Source organism: Kitasatospora sp. DSM 101779, from assembly GCF_025655475.1.
GTDB lineage: Bacteria > Actinomycetota > Actinomycetes > Streptomycetales > Streptomycetaceae > Kitasatospora.
Map to the genome: position 1 here is coordinate 578,371 of NZ_JAHTIK010000001.1, position 16,502 is coordinate 594,872.

15 protein-coding genes are annotated in these 16,502 nt (G+C 75.1%); 6 read left to right on the forward strand and 9 right to left on the reverse strand.

Annotated elements, in window-relative coordinates; all coding sequences use genetic code 11:
• Positions 1 to 83: 83 nt before the first annotated feature.
• Positions 84 to 878 (forward strand): helical backbone metal receptor, encoded by a 795-nt coding sequence (locus KSNIM_RS02770; RefSeq protein ID WP_263101594.1) that lies wholly within the window; start codon positions 84 to 86, stop codon positions 876 to 878.
• A gap of 34 nt (positions 879 to 912) precedes the next feature.
• Here the strand turns inward: KSNIM_RS02770 and KSNIM_RS02775 are convergent, their stop codons facing one another.
• Both KSNIM_RS02775 and KSNIM_RS02780 read right to left on the reverse strand, forming a co-directional pair.
• Positions 913 to 1,521: a barstar family protein gene (locus KSNIM_RS02775; RefSeq protein WP_263101595.1), complete on the reverse strand. Its 609-nt coding sequence runs from the start codon at positions 1,519 to 1,521 to the stop codon at positions 913 to 915.
• 245 nt (positions 1,522 to 1,766) lie between these two features.
• Complete coding sequence (locus KSNIM_RS02780; protein WP_263101596.1) at positions 1,767 to 2,483, reverse strand: (2Fe-2S)-binding protein; 717 nt, start codon at positions 2,481 to 2,483, stop codon at positions 1,767 to 1,769.
• Between the two features lie 164 nt (positions 2,484 to 2,647).
• Between KSNIM_RS02780 and KSNIM_RS02785 the strand changes: the two genes are divergently transcribed.
• Positions 2,648 to 3,214 (forward strand): TetR/AcrR family transcriptional regulator, encoded by a 567-nt coding sequence (locus KSNIM_RS02785; RefSeq protein WP_263101597.1) that lies wholly within the window; start codon positions 2,648 to 2,650, stop codon positions 3,212 to 3,214.
• A 20-nt stretch (positions 3,215 to 3,234) separates the two neighbouring features.
• On the opposite strand, the gene KSNIM_RS02790 is transcribed toward KSNIM_RS02785, so the two are convergent.
• Entirely contained in the window at positions 3,235 to 3,702 is a 468-nt protein-coding gene (locus KSNIM_RS02790) for a nuclear transport factor 2 family protein (RefSeq protein ID WP_263101598.1), read from the reverse strand.
• Positions 3,703 to 4,086: 384 nt separating this feature from the next.
• On the opposite strand from KSNIM_RS02790, the gene KSNIM_RS02795 reads away from it, so the two are divergent.
• Positions 4,087 to 4,422, forward strand: coding sequence for a carboxymuconolactone decarboxylase (locus KSNIM_RS02795; RefSeq protein ID WP_263101599.1), 336 nt, complete (start codon positions 4,087 to 4,089; stop codon positions 4,420 to 4,422).
• 107 nt (positions 4,423 to 4,529) lie between these two features.
• Here the strand turns inward: KSNIM_RS02795 and KSNIM_RS02800 are convergent, their stop codons facing one another.
• Positions 4,530 to 5,720 carry a UDP-N-acetylglucosamine--N-acetylmuramyl-(pentapeptide) pyrophosphoryl-undecaprenol N-acetylglucosamine transferase gene (locus KSNIM_RS02800; protein ID WP_263101600.1) on the reverse strand — a complete coding sequence of 397 codons (1,191 nt, stop codon included), beginning with the start codon at positions 5,718 to 5,720 and terminating at the stop codon, positions 4,530 to 4,532.
• Positions 5,721 to 5,960: 240 nt separating this feature from the next.
• Here KSNIM_RS02800 and KSNIM_RS02805 point away from each other — a divergent pair, with 240 nt between their 5' ends.
• The gene (locus KSNIM_RS02805; RefSeq protein ID WP_263107807.1) at positions 5,961 to 6,926 is read left to right on the forward strand and encodes an aldo/keto reductase; all 966 of its coding nucleotides are present in this window, start codon (positions 5,961 to 5,963) and stop codon (positions 6,924 to 6,926) included.
• Positions 6,927 to 7,032: 106 nt separating this feature from the next.
• On the opposite strand, the gene KSNIM_RS02810 is transcribed toward KSNIM_RS02805, so the two are convergent.
• The 4 genes from KSNIM_RS02810 to KSNIM_RS02825 form a co-directional block, all read right to left on the reverse strand.
• Positions 7,033 to 8,433: an amidase gene (locus KSNIM_RS02810; RefSeq protein WP_263101601.1), complete on the reverse strand. Its 1,401-nt coding sequence runs from the start codon at positions 8,431 to 8,433 to the stop codon at positions 7,033 to 7,035.
• A 180-nt stretch (positions 8,434 to 8,613) separates the two neighbouring features.
• Entirely contained in the window at positions 8,614 to 8,913 is a 300-nt protein-coding gene (locus KSNIM_RS02815; protein WP_263101602.1) for a hypothetical protein, read from the reverse strand.
• A gap of 275 nt (positions 8,914 to 9,188) precedes the next feature.
• Complete coding sequence (locus tag KSNIM_RS02820; RefSeq protein WP_263101603.1) at positions 9,189 to 9,740, reverse strand: DinB family protein; 552 nt, start codon at positions 9,738 to 9,740, stop codon at positions 9,189 to 9,191.
• Between the two features lie 274 nt (positions 9,741 to 10,014).
• Positions 10,015 to 11,673, reverse strand: coding sequence for a phosphonate degradation HD-domain oxygenase (locus KSNIM_RS02825; protein ID WP_263101604.1), 1,659 nt, complete (start codon positions 11,671 to 11,673; stop codon positions 10,015 to 10,017).
• A gap of 260 nt (positions 11,674 to 11,933) precedes the next feature.
• Between KSNIM_RS02825 and pstS the strand changes: the two genes are divergently transcribed.
• Together pstS and KSNIM_RS02835 are read left to right on the forward strand one after the other, a co-directional pair.
• Entirely contained in the window at positions 11,934 to 13,055 is a 1,122-nt protein-coding gene (gene pstS / locus KSNIM_RS02830; protein WP_263101606.1) for a phosphate ABC transporter substrate-binding protein PstS, read from the forward strand.
• A gap of 161 nt (positions 13,056 to 13,216) precedes the next feature.
• A complete protein-coding gene (locus KSNIM_RS02835) occupies positions 13,217 to 14,056 on the forward strand; it encodes a patatin-like phospholipase family protein (protein WP_263101607.1) in 840 nt (279 codons plus the stop codon).
• Between the two features lie 27 nt (positions 14,057 to 14,083).
• Here the strand turns inward: KSNIM_RS02835 and KSNIM_RS02840 are convergent, their stop codons facing one another.
• Positions 14,084 to 16,258, reverse strand: a complete 2,175-nt coding sequence (locus tag KSNIM_RS02840) for a SpoIIE family protein phosphatase (RefSeq protein ID WP_263101608.1) — start codon at positions 16,256 to 16,258, stop codon at positions 14,084 to 14,086.
• Positions 16,259 to 16,502 lie beyond the last annotated feature (244 nt).

Below are 16,502 nucleotides of genomic sequence, written 5' to 3' on the forward strand. Positions count from 1 at the left end.
GGCCGGCCGCTCGGCGGTGGCCCGGCCCCGGGGACCGGTGCCCGGCGCGCCGGGCGGGGCCGCGCCCCCGCTACCGTGGACGCATGGTTCTCCCCTCCGCCGAACGGACCGTCAGCGACGACCTGGGCACGCCGGTCCGGCTGGGCCGGGTCGCCCGGGTGGTGTCCCTGGTGCCCTCGCTCACCGAGGCGGTCGAAGCGACCCGCCCGGGTCTGCTGGTCGGCGCCACCGACTGGTGCAGCCACCCGGCCGGGCTGGACGTCGTCCGGATCCGCGGCACCAAGAATCCGGACACCGCCCGGATCGCCGGCCTGCGGCCCGACCTGGTGATCGCCAACGAGGAGGAGAACCGTGCCCCCGACCTGGCCGACCTCCGCGAGGCCGGTCTCGCCGTCTGGGTCACCCGCATCCGCACCCTCGACGAGGCCTTCGCCTCGCTCGACCGGCTCCTCACCGTCGCCTGCGGCCTGCCCCGGCCGTCCTGGCTCGACGAGGCGGAGGACGCCTGGCGGTCCCTGCCCGGCCCGGACGGTCCGCCGCGGCGCGCGGTGGTGCCGATCTGGCGGCGGCCGTGGATGGTCCTCGGCCGCGACACCTTCGCCGGCGACCTGCTGCGCCGCCTCGGCGTGCACCAGCTGTACGCCGACCACACCGAGCGCTACCCGGCCGTCCCGCTGGACGAACTGCAGGCCGCCGGAGCCGAGTTGGTGGTCCTCCCCGACGAGCCCTACCGGTTCACCGCCACCGACGGACCCGAGTCCTTCCCCGGTGTCCCCGCCGCCCTGGTCAGCGGCCGCCACCTCACCTGGTACGGCCCCTCCCTCGCGGAAGCCCCCGCCGTCCTCGCCGCCCGACTCACCGCCGCAACCCCGGCCTGACCCGCCGCCGTCGTACCGCAGGGCGGCGTGGCCGTCACTGCAGGAGCACGTGGGTGCCGCGCTCCTCGAGGATGTCCACGAGCAGGTCGAACAGCAGGACCGGGCCACCGTCGGTGGGCACCTGTTCCACCAGGCGCGCCCGGGCACCCGCCGAGTCCGCCCACTGCAGGGTGAACGGGGGCGTGGCGCCCCAACGGCCCCTGAGACAGTCGACGAGGGCGTCGAGGTTCCAGCCCCAGTACCCACCGGGTCCGTTGACGGCTTCGCCCATCGCACAGAAGAAGCTGTCCCGGTCCTCGATGTGCCGGCCGTCCAGGGTGACCACCCGGCCGGCGGGGGTGTCGGCCCTCCCCCGTCGGCGGTACTCGTGGGACAACAGCGCCACCGACAGCCACGCCCGCCGGTCCTGGGGGGCCAGTTCGCGCCACAGGCCGGTACGGTCCAGACGCCCCGTCCGGATCAGCTCCCACACGCCGTCGGCCCCGGGCATCGCACTGTCGCACCACAGCGTCACGACGAGGTCGACGAGGCCGGCCCCGTGGGCGGAGGGCCGGACGTCCACGACGGTGACCTCGTTGACGACGTAGGACCCCATGGCGACGCCGGTGGCGTCGAGGATCGCCAGGTCGGCGCTGCCCGCCACGGCACAACGCGTGCCGACCCGGTCGGCACTCCTCCGTAGGCCGCCCTCCGGGCGGCACCCCGCGAGGCGCATCCGCCGGGCACCCGGGTCTTCGGGCAGGGGCGTGAACAGTCCGTCCGCGTCCCTGGCGAAGCCCCAGACGTCGGCGTCGTCCTCGTTCGACGCCAGCGCGCACCTCTGTCCCCGGCCTGCCGCCCGCATCGCACCCCCGTGTGATCGCCGATCATACGGCCCGCCCGGCGGTGCTATCGGGTGCCCGGCGGTCGGTCGAAGACGCAGTCGCCGCAGACCCCGCCGCCGGGCACCCGGTAGTAGAGGCAGCAGGAGGTGCGGCGGAAGGCAAGCGCGCGGTCGGGGGCCGTGACCGTGCCGGTGCCGACCAGGGGCGGGGCGCCGAGCAGTGCGCGGACGAGCTCAGCGGTGTGGCGCGCGGCCTCGGTGTGCCGGACGGAGGGGGCGGCGGCCAGCACCCGGCCGGCGCCGACCAGGGCCGATGCGGCGTTGCCCTCGAGCAGGCGTTCCGCCACCGGTACGACCGAGCGGACGGCCTCGGCCAGCGGGGCCAGGTTCTCCACCGCCACCGCCTGCCGGAGGCCGTCGGCGAGCGACCCGCCCAGGGCGGACGGCCGGTCCGGCAGCCACAGCTCGAAGGCTCCCTGGGCGGGCAGCATCCCGTGGGCGCGGTCGGGGTGCAGGTCCGGGACGATCCCGCCGATGGCGGCCGCGCCGAGCGCCACCGACCAGAGCCGGGAGGCGAGTCCGAGGTGCACCACCGAGGCCGCCACCCTCGGCTCCCGGGTGCCCAGCTGTCGCGCGGCCTGCCCGATCCGCCCGGCGAGCGGCCCGTCGGCCCCCGCCGCGTACAGCTCCCGCAACGGCCGGAACCCGGCCGGCGGCACCGCACCCGTCCGGACGTCGAAGTACGGCCCGACCCGGCCCACCACGCCCCACACCTCGGCCACCGCCGCCTTCTCCCTCCCCGGGTCTCCCCCGACTGCGCGGCAAGCCAACCAGGGGCGTGGGGAGCCGCGCAATCCGGCCGCGGCGCGTATTCGTACACCAGCGCGCTCCACGGCGTAAGCTCGGTGGAGAGCGAACGTTCTCCGACACTCCCGGGGGAAGACCCATGGACCAGGCCGAGGCCCGGACGCGCCTGCTGGACACCGCCGAACAGCTCTTCTACGAGCGCGGCATCCAGTCCGTCGGCGTGGACCAGATCCGCACCGCCTCCGGCGTCTCGCTCAAGCGGCTGTACCAGCTCTTCCCGTCCAAGGCCGATCTGGTGCTGGCCTACCTGCAGCGCCGGGACACCCGCTGGCTGGCCTCCCTCACCGGGTACGCCGACGCCCGGCCCGCCGGCGACGAGCGGATCCTGGCGGTCTTCGACTGGCTGAACGGCTGGTTCGGCGAGCCGGACTTCCGCGGGTGCGCCTTCGTCAACGCCTTCGGCGAGATCGGCGCGACCGATCCGGCGGCCGCTGCGGCCGTCCGGGCGCACAAGGCGGCGCTGCGCGACTACCTCGGTGGGCTGCTGCGCCGGGCCGGCCGGCCGGAGTCGCTGCTCGACCCGGTGTTCCTGCTAGCGGAGGGCGCCATGACGACCGCCGCGATCACCAACTCCCCGGAGGTGGCCCTGCGGGCCCGCGATGCCGCAGCCGCCCTGCTGACGGCCGCCGCACCGGCCGCCGCCTGACCCCCCGACAGGGCCGCGCTTCAGAGACCCAGCTCGCTCAGACCGGGGTGGTCGTCGGGCCGGCGGCCGAGCGGCCAGTGGTACTTGCGGTCGGCCTCGGCGATCGGCAGGTCGTTGATGCTGGCGTGGCGCACCCGCATCAACCCGTCCTCGTCGAACTCCCAGTTCTCGTTGCCGTACGAGCGGTACCACTGGCCCGCGCCGTCGTGCCACTCGTAGGCGAAGCGCACCGCGATGCGCCGATCCCCGTACGCCCACAGCTCCTTGACGAGCCGGTACTCGTGCTCGCGGGCCCACTTGCGGGTCAGCAGGGCGACGATCTCCTGGCGGCCGGTGGCGAACTCGGACCGGTTCCGCCAGCGCGAGTCGACGGTGTAGGCGAGGGAGACCCGCTCGGGGTCGCGGGTGTTCCAGCCGTCCTCGGCGAGGCGGACCTTCTCGATCGCGCTCTGCTCGGTGAACGGCGGCAGGGGCGGGCGCTTGCTCATGGGGATCCTCCGGCCGCACGGGCTCGTCCAGGCGGAGAACGATCGTTCTCCCGGTGGCTCCACCCTAGGAGAACGATCGCTCTCCCGCAAGCGCGGCCCCAGCCACGGACGCCCGCCACAACGGCCGGGCAGCGCACGGTCGGGATCGGGCCGACGGGCCGCGGGCGGGCGGCGCACGGTCGGGATCGGGCCGACGGGCCGCGGGCGGGCGGCGCACGGTCGGGATCGGGCCGACGGGCCGCGGGCGGGCGGCGGGACCACTCCGATGCCGGACACCAGAACGGCGTGATCCGGCCGGGTGACCTAGGGTCGGACTGCAAGCGGCCGAACGGGTGCAGCGCCCTTCCGGCCGTTCCCTCCGCACTCCTCGGAAGGCAGTCGACCATGCCTACGACGTCCGAAACCCCCGTCCTGGACACCCTCGCCGCGATGACGATCGACTCGATCGAACGGTGCGGGATGAGCGAGGACATGCTGATCCTGACCCGGATCGCCGCGCTCGCCGCCATGGACGCGCCGACGATCTCCTACCTCGCCCACGTCGGTCCGGCCGTCGAGGCCAATGTGACCGCGAGCCAACTGCAGGACGTCCTGGTGGCGATCGCCCCGATCGTGGGGACGGCCCGGGTGATGTCCGCCGCCGGCCACATCACCGAGGCCCTCGGCGTCGCCATCGCCGTGGCCGACGCCGAGATCCAGGCCCAGGTGAACGGCCAGTAGCCCGGCACGCTCCCCCGCAACGACACGCCGACCGGCACTCCCCCGCAGGGAGCGCCGGTCGGCGTGTCGTTCCCGGGACCGCAGCGCGGACTGCACCGCGCCGCGGACTACTTCGTCGCCGCGGCCTCCAGCAGCACGTCCACCAGCCGCTCGGCGGCGTCGGGACGGCCCTGGGCGCGGGCCCGGTGGGCCATGTCCGCACGGCACGCCGGGTCGGCCAGCAGCGGCGCGACGGCCTGGCGCAGCCCGTCCGCGGTGACCTCGCCGAGCAGCGCCACGGCAGCGCCGGAGTCCTGCAGGTGGCCGGCGTTGTGCGCCTGCTCGTTGCCGGCCGAGGAGGCCAGCGGGACGAGCACGGACGCCTTGCCGAGGGCGGTGAGTTCGGCGATCGTCCCGGCTCCGCTGCGGGAGACCACCACGTCCGCCAGCGCCAGCACGTCCGGGAGTTCGGGGCCGACGAAGGGCGTGACGAGGTAGCGGGCGGCGAGGTGCGGCGGCAGCGCGGCGGCCCGGGCCCGCAGGCCGTCGGCGTGCGCGGCGCCGCACTGGTGCACGACGTTGGCGCCGGTCAGCAGCCAGGGCAGCGCCTCCTCGATCAGGCCGTTGATCTGCAGAGAGCCCTGGGCGCCACCGGTCACGTAGACGGTGGGCAGGTGCGGGTCGAAGCCGTACAGGCCGAGGGCCTCGACGGCCTTCGCGGGGACTCCGTGGAACACCTCGGGGCGGACCGGATTGCCCGTCACCACGGCCCGGTCCCGGGCGCCCTCGGGCAGTAGCGGCACGGTGGACTCGGAGGAGACCGCGAAGCGGGCGGCGATCCGGGCGAGCATCCGGTTCGCCAGGCCGAGGCGGACGGTCTGCTCGTGGACGACCAGCGGCGCGCCGCAGCGGCCCGCGGCGCGGCCGACCGGGACGGCGACGTAGCCGCCGGTGGCGAGCACCACGTCGGGGGCGAAGTCGGCGACGACCTTGCGGGCCTGCAGGATGCCGCGGACGACCCGGAACATGTCGCGGACGTTGGCGGGCGAGGCCAGCTTCAGCGGGTTCGAGGAACGGCGGATCTTGCCGGTGGCCACGGTGGCGAAGGGAATGCCCTCGTTCGCCGCGACCCGGGCCTCCAGGCCCTCGGCCGTGCCGACCCAGAGCACCTCCAACCCCTGCCCCGCGGCGCCGAGTCGGGCCCGCAGCGTGCGCACGGCGGTCAGCGCCGGGTAGGTGTGGCCGCCCGTACCGCCGCCGGTGACGAGCAGGCGGAACGGCCGCACGGCTGCGGGCTGGTAGTGGTCGGCGCGGTGCACGGGCGCTCCCGGGTGACGGCGTTCGGCCCGGACTGGGCCGCGCCGGAGGGCAGTTGGACAATCAGGAAGATATCAGCCCAATCACCGCAGCTCCCGGCCGGGTTCCCCGAGGAGGGGGACGCCGATCGAGTGCCCTTGGTTCCACGGGCCGGAATCCGCTGCCGGCCGGCGGCCGGCTCGCCTAGGTTCGGTCCGCGGACGGGATCGGCCCGCCGTGTGGACCTGGACCTGGAGGACGGCGTGCACTACCGCCCGTTGGGACGCAGTGGACTGTCGGTGTCGGAGATCGGGTACGGCGCCTGGGGTATCGGCGCATCGAGCTGGGTGGGCGCCACCGAGGACGAGTCGGTGCGGGCGCTGCACCGCGCGATCGACCTGGGGGTGAACCTCGTCGACACCGCGCGCGGGTACGGCGAGAGCGAGCGGATCGTCGGCCGGGTGGTGCGCGAACGGGCCGGCGACGAGGTGTACGTGGCGACCAAGGTGCCGCCGAGGAACGGGATCTGGCCGGCGCCGCGAGGCCTGGACCCGGCGGAGGCCTTCCCCGGTGCGCACATCCGCAGCAGCCTGGAGACCAGCCTCCGGGCGAGCGGACTGGACCACGTCGACGTGCTGCAGTTCCACGTCTGGAGCGACGAGTGGGTCGGCCGCGGCGACTGGCCGGAGACCGTCGCCGACCTCAAGCGGCAGGGGCTGATCCGGCTGTTCGGCGTGTCGATCAACGACCACGAGCCGGAGAACGCGCTGCAGCTCGTCCGCAGCGGCGTGGTGGACACCGTGCAGGTCATCTACAACGTCTTCGACCAGTCCCCCGCCGACGCACTGTTCCCCGCCTGCGAGGAGCACGGGGTGGGGGTGATCGTCCGGGTGGCGCTCGACGAGGGCGGCCTGACGGGACGGATCACGGCCGGTACGACCTTCCTCGAGGGCGACTTCCGCCGCCGGTACTTCCGGGGCGACCGCCCGGCGCAGGTCGAGCGGCGGGTGGCGGCGATCACCGCCGACCTGGGCATCGGCCCCGACGACATGGCGGAGACGGCGCTGCGCTTCGTGCTGGGCGCCCCGGCCGTCTCCACCGTGATCCCGGGGATGCGCAGCGTACGGAATGTGGAGCGCAACACGGCGGTGAGCGACGGCCGGACGCTGTCGGCCGACCGGCTCGCCCTGCTCGCCGAGCACCGCTGGCAGCGAAACTTCTACTCCTGAGCCCGCACCCCGGTCCGCCGGTCGTCCGCGAAGTCCCCCACCGGCGAGGGGGCTTCGCGGTCCGGCACCTCCCGGCCCGGGGCTTCACCGCCCGGGACTTCGCCGGTCAGTCCTGGATCCGCCGCCAGGGGCGGTCCGCCTCCAGCGCGAACGCCAGCTCCAGCAGGACGCGTTCCTGCCCGTGCGCGGCGGAGAGGTGGACGCCGATCGGCAGGCCGTCGTCCGTGCTGCCGGTGGGCAGCGAGATCCCGGGAGCGCCGGTCACGTTGTTGACCGGGGTGAAGGCCACGTACCGCTGCAGACGCTCCATCAGCTGCTCGAAGGGCAGGTTGGGGCTGAGGTGGCCGATCGGCGGGGCGGTGTGGGCGAGCACCGGGGACAGTACCGCGTCGTGGCCGCGGAACAGCTCGGCGTAGGCGTGCTCGGCGCGGCGCAGCCGCCGCAGGGCGCCGGGGATGCGGGTGAACTCTCGGTGGAAGCTGCGGCGCAGGCCCGAGGTGAGGCCGTCGAGGCGGGCGGTGCGGAAGCTGCGGTCCAGCATCAGTCGGCCTGTGGCGGCGATGAGGAAGGCGATGTAGCCCCAGTAGAGGGTGAAGTCGCGGGAGAACTCCTCGCCGAAGGGCAGCACGGTCGGTTCGACGCGGTGGCCGAGGGCCTCCAGGCGGAGCGCGGTGTCCTCGACGGCGCGGCGGGTGGCCGCATCGGTGGCGGCGAGCGGCGAGTCGAGGACCAGGCCGATCCGCAGCGGGCTGCTGCCCGGGCCCTCGACCAGGCCGAGCGGGGGCAGGGCTGGGTTGCGGTGGTGGCGCTCGGCCGCGGCGAAGAAGGCCGCGGTGTCCCGAACGGACCGGGTGAGCACGCCGTCGGTGACGAGGTCGATCGGCAGGCGGCGGCCCTGGTCGTTCGCCACCAGTCGGCCGCGGCTGGGCTTGAGGCCGATCAGGCCGCAGCAGGCCGCGGGGATGCGGATCGAGCCGCCGCCGTCGTTGGCGTGGGCGATCGGCACGACGCCGGCCGCGACCAGGGCCGCGGCGCCGCCGGAGGAGGCGCCGGGCGAGTGCGAGGGCTTCCAGGGGTTGCGCACCGGCTCCGCGGAGGCGTATTCGGTCGAGGCGTTGAGGCCGAACTCGGGGAGCCGGGACTTGCCGAGCACGGCGACGCCGGTGGCGAGGAACTGGTCGGCGATTCCGGCGGTGCGCCTGGCGGGCCGGGCCCGGAAGGCGGCGCTGCCCTGGCCGGTGGGCATGCCCCGCAGGTCGACGTTGTCCTTGAGGTACGTGGGCACGCCGTAGAAGGGGGCATGGCGGCTGTCCGCGGTCAGCCGCGGCAGGCGGGCGGCGAAGGCGACGGGTTCGAGGACTGCGTCGACCTGCCGGGCGCGCGCCGCGGCGGCCGTCGCCAGTTCGTCGGGGCTCGCCCCGCCGGACCGGACGAGTCCGGCGAGCGCCACCGCGTCGTGGTCCCCGAGTACGTCGTCACCGAATGCGTGCACCCGATCGTCCGCCATGCCAACCCCCGCTCCTACCGGCCAGTAATACCGTTCGCGGGCCGCATTCTAGGGGCGCGAGGTGCTGCGGTACACGCCCCCTTTCGGCGCGTCGCGACGCGGTCCGCCGCCGGGAGCAGCGGCGGACCGACCGGACACGGCCGAAAGGGCGCACGGGGGCCGGTGGGCGCCGACGGTGCGTCAGCCCAGGCGCGTCCGGGTGCCGGGGCCGGAGCCGGACCGGCGGGTGCGGGCCGGCCTGGAGGGCCGGACGTCCGGGCGGGAGCGTGCCGTCGACGGCCGGGCCTCCCGTTCGGCCGCGCCGCGCGCGGCGAGCAGGGCGACCGCCCGGGCGGCGGCGGGTTCGGGAACTCCCAGGTCGGCGGCGCGCCGCTGGCAGATCGAGCACCAGACCGGGCTGGCCGGGCCGTCGCTGTAGGCGAGCGATTCGGGCGGCAGGTAGCTGAGCGAGCACTCCCGGCAGACGAACACGGACCTCATCCGTGCACCACCCCCGCGCCGCCGCACCGACCGCACGGCGACCAGTACCGGTGCTCGCGATGCACCTGGCCGCCTCCGCCGTCCGTCTCCACCGTGTGCTGCACCTTCTCGGTGCCGCGCTGCCCGCCACATCCCGGGCACACCTGGGGTTCGGCCACAACACCACCTCCTGCGATCAGACGGTAGCGCTTCGCAGCCCTGATCGGTGGCGTATCGTCAGCGACCCTCCGGGCGGGGCGGGTTGACGCGGCACGCCCTTCCACGGCCCCGGACGGTCACAGGCCGACGGCTCCGTCGATGCGCTCCCGCAGCAGGTCGGCGTGGCCGTTGTGGCGGGCGTACTCCTCGATCATGTGGAGGAGGACCCAGCGCAGCGAGACCGGGCCGCGCCAGGCGTCCGGGCCCTCCAGGTCGAGGTCCGGCGCCTCGGCGGCGAACCGCTCGGCGAAGGCTACCTCCTCCCGCCAGGCCCGCCAGGAGGCCGCGACGACCTCGGGGGCGGCGGTGGCACCGTCGAAGTCCCCGTCCGGGTCGTCCTCCGAGACGAACAGCGGCGGCGCGTCCTGCCCGGCGAGGACCCGCCGGAACCAGCGCCGTTCCACCTCGGCGAGGTGCCGGACGAGGCCGAGCAGCGAGAGGGTGGACGGCGCGGCCGAACGGTGCGCCAACTCGGCGGAGAGTCCGCCGCACTTGATCTCCAGGGTGTGCCGCTGGGCGGCCAGCATGTCGGTGAGCAGGCGGCGTTCGTCGCCGGTCGCGGGGCCGGCGAAGCGGCGCTCGCTGTCGGCTGCGTCGAAGAGGTCTGCGCGTCGGGCCGGTTGGGTCATACCGGCATCCTGGCCCCTGCCACGGCGGCGCGAAAGCCCTCGGCCGGGCGCGAACGAGTGCCCGGCCGCATGTCAGCTGCCGGGCACCCGCGGTGCCGCCCGTGTGCGCGAGCGGACCCGACACAGCGAGGCGTGAAGCACCTGTTCCACCAGGTGACAGACCCGCCTCCCCAGGAGCGGACACTCTCCCACGGCCGCCCGTTCCGTGGGAAGGGCTGCACCCGAAGCAATTCACGGGGCGATGGACGGGCACCGGCGGGTGCGCGAATGTCGGTCACCGGCCCGGATCTGCGGCCAGGAGCCCGGCGAGCAGCGGACGGAAGTGGGCGAAGCCGGGGGTGTCGGCGTCGGCGGTCTTCGCGAGGTCGTCCCAGCGGCGGACGGCGACGGCGTCGGCCGCGCCGGGCAGGGCGGCGAAGGCGGCGGCCTCCTCGGCGTCCATCGGGCCGCCCTGCACCTGCAGGGTGTACTCGGAGGCCTCGGACAGGCCGGCCCGGTACTCCGGCTCCACCGCGCACAGGTAGCGCTTGGCGGCGACGTGCAGCCGGATCGGCTCGGTGACCTCCGGGCCGAACCAGCGGGCGAGCCGGTCGGCGCCGGTGTGGCTGTGCCGGTTGTCGGTGCCGGCCATCGGCTGTGAGCCGGTGACCGTGCCGTGGAAGTGGCCGACGTCGTGCAGCAGTGCGGCCGCCACCAGGTGCGGCGGGGCGCCGTCCCGGTGGGCCAGTACGGCGGCCTGCAGCATGTGCTCGGCCTGGGTCACCTTCTCGCCGAGGTACTCCGCGGCGCCCTCGCCCTCGAACAGGTCCTGGAGCGTGTCGAGGGCCGCCGTGTGACGGTCCAGCACGGCGAGGGTGGAGATGAGCGAGTCCAGGTCGGCGTAACAGCCCTGGAGGTGGCGGCGGCCGTCGCGGTCGAAGGCGGTGCGGGCGTGCAGCAGCCGGGTGTTGTCGAACACCAGGCAGTCACCGGGGTCGAGCCGGAAGGCCAGCAGCAGCTCCGGGCGCAGGGTGATCGCGGCGAAGCGACGGTAGGCGGCGTAGAAGGCGTCGAGGTCGGCGGCGGGCAGCCGCAGGGTGCCGATCGAGCGGTTGTTGAAGCGGATCTCGCGGATCCGGCCGAGGGCGTCGGTCTCGATCAGCGGCCGTTCGGCGTGCAGTTCGGTGGTGCGGTCGCGGAAGACGAAGGGGACGGGCGTCCGGGTGAGCAGCGCGAAGTCCTCGGGCGCCTCGGTGCGCAGCAGGTCGGCGGCGGCGAAGCCGTCGACCAGGCCGGAGTCGCCGCCCTCGGCGGCGTTCTCCAGGCAGTGCAGCAGTTGCAGGGTGGGCACCGGGTCGCGGTAGGGGTTGTCGGTGTGCGGGGTGATGGCGGCGCTGGTGAAGGCCAGGTTGTTGGGGTCGGGTTCGACGCGGACGTCGAAGAGTTCGCCGTAGTTGGTGACCCGGACGTGGCCGAAGCTGCGGGCGACGGCGAGCACCTGCCGGTCGGCGGTGGGGACGCCGCGCAGCACGGCGAAGCCGAGGTGCCGGACGGCCCGCAGCACGGCGGCGCGTTCGGCCGGGTCGGCGAGGTAGGCGTCCCAGTGGGCCTCGGGGATGCCGGCGGCGAAGTCGGCGGCGTGCCAGAACCGTTTGGCGGCTTCGGTGCGGTGGTCGCCGGGGTGCCGGGCTGCCGCGGACGGGCCTTCCGGGTCGTCCGGGTCGCCGTTGTCGACGGTGTCCGCGGCAAGCCGGGCGAGCGGGTAGCGGGAGCGGTGACCGTCGGACCAGAGCACCTCCAGGTGACCGTCCTGCTCGGTGCTCTCCCGGACGGCGAGGTCGGCGGGCAGGTCGGTGATCTGGAACAGCTTCTGTCCGTTGCCGGCGTCGCGGCACTCGGCGCAGGGGCAGTTGTCGCGCAGCCAGTAGCCGGACAGGGCACGGGGATCGGACATGCGAGGTCCTTCGGGAGGCAGCCATACCGGGCGAAGTTGTACAGTCAACTTGCTCTCGAGGGCGACCCTGCCTAAGGCCGGTGACCGATCCCCCACGGCCAGGTTAAGGAAGGGGAAACAGCAGGCCACCGGCGGTGGAACGCCCTTGCGCCGGTCACCCGTTCGGGCGAGCCGGCGGCATGTCGGCCGTGCGGCGGTGTACGGCACGGAACGACGATGGGCCCGACCGCCGTCCGCGTCCGCCGCCCTGGAGTCTCCCCATGATTCGCCGGACCCCGCCCCCCGCCCGCCTGCTGGCCGGTGCCGCCGCTCTCACCGCGATCCTCGCCACCGCCGCCTGCGGCTCCGACCCCGCGCCGACCGGCGCGGCGCCGTCCGGCGCGGCGAGCGGCACCTCGATCGCCTGCAACGGCTCCGGGCAGCTGCTCGGCGCCGGCTCGACCGCCCAGGCGAACGCCATCGACATCTGGAAGGTCGCGTTCGGCACCGCCTGCCCGGACATCACCGTCACCTACGGCGGCGGTGGTTCGGGTGCGGGCGTGCAGCAGTTCAACCAGGGCAAGGTGACCTTCGCCGGTTCGGACGCCCCGCTGAAGCCGGAGGAGGTCACGGCCTCGAAGCAGGTGTGCACCGGCGGGCAGGGCATCGACCTGCCGATGGTCGCGGGCCTGATCTCGATCGTCTACAACGTCGACGGAGTCGACGATCTCGTGCTCGACGCGCCGACCATCGCCAAGATCTTCAACGGTCAGGTCACCAAGTGGAACGACCCGGCGATCGCCGCGCTCAACCCCGGTGCGAAGCTGCCGGACGCCACGATCCAGAGCTTCCACCGGGGCGACGACTCGGGCACCACCGCGAACCTCACCGCCTACCTCTCCGCGGCCGGCAACGGCACCTGGCCGTACCCGCCGAGCAAGACCTGGGCCGGGCAGGGCGGCCAGTCCGCCAACGGCTCCGCCGGCGTCTCGGCCCAGGTGAAGCAGGTGCAGAACTCGATCGGCTACGTCGAGCTGTCCTTCGCCCAGACCAACGGCCTGAAGAGCGCCTCGATCAGCACCGGCGCCCCGCAGCCGGTGGCGGCCACCGCCGACAACGCCGCCACCACCTTCGCCCGGGCCACGGTGGCCGGCACCGGCAACGACCTCGCCCTCGGGCTCGACTACGCCACCAAGGAGGCCGGCGCCTACCCGATCGTCCTGGTCACCTACGAGATCGTCTGCGACAAGGGCAACAAGTCCGGCACCCTGGACGCCCTCAAGTCCTTCCTGACCTACACCATCAGCGAGCCCGCCCAGCAGGCCATCGGCCAGAAGGGCTACGTCCCGCTCCCGCAGGAGGTCGCCTCCAAGGTCCAGGCGGTGATCCCGACCCTGTCCTGAGCCACTCCCCCTGCGCGACCCGTCCGTGAGCCCGCCCCCGCCCGGGGGCGGGCTCACGGACGCGCGCGGCGGGCCCGGGCCGCAGCCCCCTGGGCTCCGGTGCTACGGTCGGAGCATCAAACGGGGAGTACTCCCCGTTTCACTCGCGGAGGGGTGGGGCGATGGCGGACACGGCACTGGTGCTCGGCGGCGGCGGGACACTGGGCGGGGCCTGGGAGATCGGCGTGCTCGCCGGACTGGCCGCGGCCGGGGTGGACCCGACCGGCACGGACACCGTGATCGGCACCTCGGCGGGTGCCGTCCTCGGCGCCCGGCTCACCTCCGGTGTGCACCCCGCGGAGCTCCTCGCGGGCGAGCTCGCCGGCACCCCCGCGGTGGCCGTCCGGGTGACGGCCGCTCAGACCGCACGCTACCTCTGGGCCGCACTGGCCACCCGTGACCCGGAGCGGTCCGTCCGGCGCCTCGGCCGGGCCGCGCTGGCCTCCCGCACGGTGCCGGAGACGGAGGTCCTCGCGGTCGTCGACACGCTGCTCGACGGCGTCCGCGAGTGGCCCGACCGCGACCTGCGACTCGCCTCGATCGACGCGCACACCGGCGCGCTCGCCGTCTTCGACGCGTCCTCGGGGGTGCCGCTGCCGCGGGCGGTCGCCGCCAGCTCCGCCGTGCCGGTGCTGTGGCCGCCGGTGTCCGTCGCCGGGCGGCGCTGGATGGACGGCGGCACCCGGTCGACCACCAACGTCCATCTGGCGCGCGGCCACCGGCGGGTCCTCGCGCTCTCCCCCGTACCCCGGGCGGTCGGACCGCACCCGCACGCCGTGACGCAGGGCGCCGAACTCGCCGCCGAGGGCGCCGAGGTCCTCGTGCTCACCCCGGACGCCGACGCCCGCCGAGTCATCGGCCGCAATCTGCTCGACCACTCGCGCCGGGCGGCCGTGGCCGAGGCCGGCCGCCGGCAGGGCGCGGCCTGCGCCGGGGCGGTGGCGGCCCTGCTGGGCCGCTGACGCCGCACGGGTCGGCCCTCATGCCGCTCACGCCGCCGGGCGGGTGGACCGGAGCAGCAGCAGGGCGATGTCGTCGGTGTGCCGTCCGGAGGGCCAACCGACCTGGACCAGGCCGTCGATGAGGGTGTCGAGGGCGTCGGCGCGGTGGTCGGAGAGGTGGGCGGCGAGGGCGCCGGTGATCTGCTCGGGATCGGTGCCGGGCACCTCGACCAGCCCGTCGGTGTAGAGGGCGAGCAGGGTGGCGTCCGGCAGCGGCAGGGTGGTGAGCGGGTAGCCGGAGGCCATGTCGATGCCGAGCAGCGGGCCCGGTTCCAGGTCGAGGACGTGGGCGCGGCCGCCGGGGCGGCGCAGCAGCGGAGGTGGGTGGCCGGCCGAGGCGAGGGTGGCCTGGCGGCGGCCAAGGTCGAGGTGGGCGTAGAGGCAGGAGACCAGGAGGTCGGGTTCGAGGTCGACGAGCAGGCGGTTCGTCCGGGCGAGGACCTGGTCGGGGGCGGCACCGGCGGCGGCGTGGGCGTGCACGGCGGTGCGGACCTGCCCCATGAGGGCGGCCGCGGCGACGTTGTGGCCCTGGACGTCGCCGATGACGGCGGCGGCGGTGCGCTCGTCGAGCCGGATGAGGTCGTAGAAGTCGCCGCCGATGTCCTGTCCGCGGCTGGCGGGCAGGTAGCGGGCGGCGAAGTCCAGCCCGTCGATCCGGGGCAGGGTGCGGGGCAGCAGCGCGGACTGCAGGCCGTGCGCGAGGTCGTTCTTGGCGTCGTACAGGCGGGCCCGGTCCAGGGCCTGGGCGATCAGCCCGGCCAGGGAGGTCAGGACGGCGCGTTCGTCGGCGGTGAAGGCGTGCGGGCGGGTGTAGGAGAGCACGCAGACGCCGACGGGCCGGCCGGACACGATCAGCGGCAGGACCGCCCAGGCCTGCTTCCCGCTGATCCGAGGCGCATGGGGGTAGCTCCGGGCGATCTCCGCAGGGCTGGCGAAGAAGGAGGGGACGCCGTCGGTGAGCGCCCGGCCGGCCGGACTGAGGTCGGTGTCCAGGGGCAGGCCGTCCAGCCGCTCGACGGCCTCGGCGGAGTAGCCCCGGTGGCCGATGATCCGCAGCCGCCCCGCGTCGACGACGGAGAGGACTACGGCCTGGGCCCCGAAGGCCGGCAGGATCTGGTCGGCGACCATGGCGACGACGTCGCGCACGCCGACGGCCTCGGTCAGTGCTGCGGCGAGGTGCATCAGTTGCTGGAGTCGCCCGATCGAAGGTGGGAACGACGCGGCGGGCTCGCCGGCCGGCCGTTCTGCGGCCGCTGCCTCGGGCCGTTCTGCGGGCTGCGCGGTCGGGGTCCCGGCGGCGCGGGCGCCCGGGGTGATCCGGACGCTGATGCCGCCCGAGTCGGGGAAGAGCTGGAAGTCCAGCGGCCGGTCCGGTGCGCGCAGGGCGGTGAAGCCGGTGGGCTCGCGGCTGATCACCGCGGTGCGGCAGCGCTCCTCCAGCGCGGGGTCGTCGAGCCACGGCAGGACGCTCCAGGGCAGCTCGCCGATCAGTTCGCCGGCGGGACGCCCGAGCAGCCGGGCCGCGGTGGCGGTCAGGAAGGTGATCCGGCCCTCCAGATCGAGGGCGAGGGCGCCCTCGGGCAGGCGCTCGGCGTAGTCGGCGGCGGCCCGCCCGTCCTGCTCCGGACGCGGGTGGACGAGTTCGTCCGGGACGATCCACGGCTGCCCGGGGAGATCGGGCGGGCCGCCCGCGGCGTCGAGCAGCCGGGCCGCCCTCCGGGCACCGGCGGCGGCGTCGTCGCTGTCGCGCCGGGTGGCGTGCGGGGGACGGTCGGCGGGCCACAGCAATTGGAGGGCGCCCCAGGTGCGGTGCTCGCCGACGACCGGGGTGGCGGCGAGGGCGAACCGGTAAGGCAGGGCGACGGCGATCCTCGGGTAGCGGCGGACCATGTCCTCCTGGTTGCCGATCCGGACCAGCCGCTGCTCGCGCACGGCGTCGGTGATCGGGGTGGGGACGCCGACCGGCAATCGGAGCCAGGGACCGACGAAGTCGAGCGGCACGCCGTACATCACCGTCAGGCGCAGCACCGGCTCGTCGGGCGCGAGCAGGAAGAGGCCGGCGACACTGGCGTCCGCGCGACGGACGGTGGCGGCGAGCGCCTCCACCAGCGCCTCGCGCGACGGCCGCCGCGGGACGGGCGGGGTCTCAGCCGCCGCGGACACCGCAGGCCCCTCTCCCCCGGGTCGCGGCCCGTCGCGGCGCCGAGCGGGCACCCGGGCGGTCGGCGTCCGCGGCCCGCCGACGACCCGCCGGACGGGCGCGCCCCTTCACCCCGGCTCGGCGGAACGGCGCAGCTCCCATAACCGGGACGGTACGCCGGTACCGCACCGGGAGCCCGCCGGAAGGGGTGGCTCCGGGCGACCCGTCCGCCGGGGCCGTCGCGGGCCGCGGACCGGCGCGGACGGG

Bases quoted from the DNA above. Each gene is read 5' to 3' on its own strand.
- KSNIM_RS02770 (WP_263101594.1), top strand. From the start codon at position 84: ATGGTTCTCCCCTCCGCCGAACGGACCGTCAGCGACGACCTGGGCACG.
- KSNIM_RS02785 (WP_263101597.1), top strand. From the start codon at position 2,648: ATGGACCAGGCCGAGGCCCGGACGCGCCTGCTGGACACCGCCGAACAG.
- KSNIM_RS02790 (WP_263101598.1), bottom strand. From the start codon at position 3,702: ATGAGCAAGCGCCCGCCCCTGCCGCCGTTCACCGAGCAGAGCGCGATC.
- KSNIM_RS02795 (WP_263101599.1), top strand. From the start codon at position 4,087: ATGCCTACGACGTCCGAAACCCCCGTCCTGGACACCCTCGCCGCGATG.
- KSNIM_RS02810 (WP_263101601.1), bottom strand. From the start codon at position 8,433: ATGGCGGACGATCGGGTGCACGCATTCGGTGACGACGTACTCGGGGAC.
- KSNIM_RS02815 (WP_263101602.1), bottom strand. From the start codon at position 8,913: ATGAGGTCCGTGTTCGTCTGCCGGGAGTGCTCGCTCAGCTACCTGCCG.
- KSNIM_RS02820 (WP_263101603.1), bottom strand. From the start codon at position 9,740: ATGACCCAACCGGCCCGACGCGCAGACCTCTTCGACGCAGCCGACAGC.
- KSNIM_RS02825 (WP_263101604.1), bottom strand. From the start codon at position 11,673: ATGTCCGATCCCCGTGCCCTGTCCGGCTACTGGCTGCGCGACAACTGC.
- pstS (WP_263101606.1), top strand. From the start codon at position 11,934: ATGATTCGCCGGACCCCGCCCCCCGCCCGCCTGCTGGCCGGTGCCGCC.
- KSNIM_RS02835 (WP_263101607.1), top strand. From the start codon at position 13,217: ATGGCGGACACGGCACTGGTGCTCGGCGGCGGCGGGACACTGGGCGGG.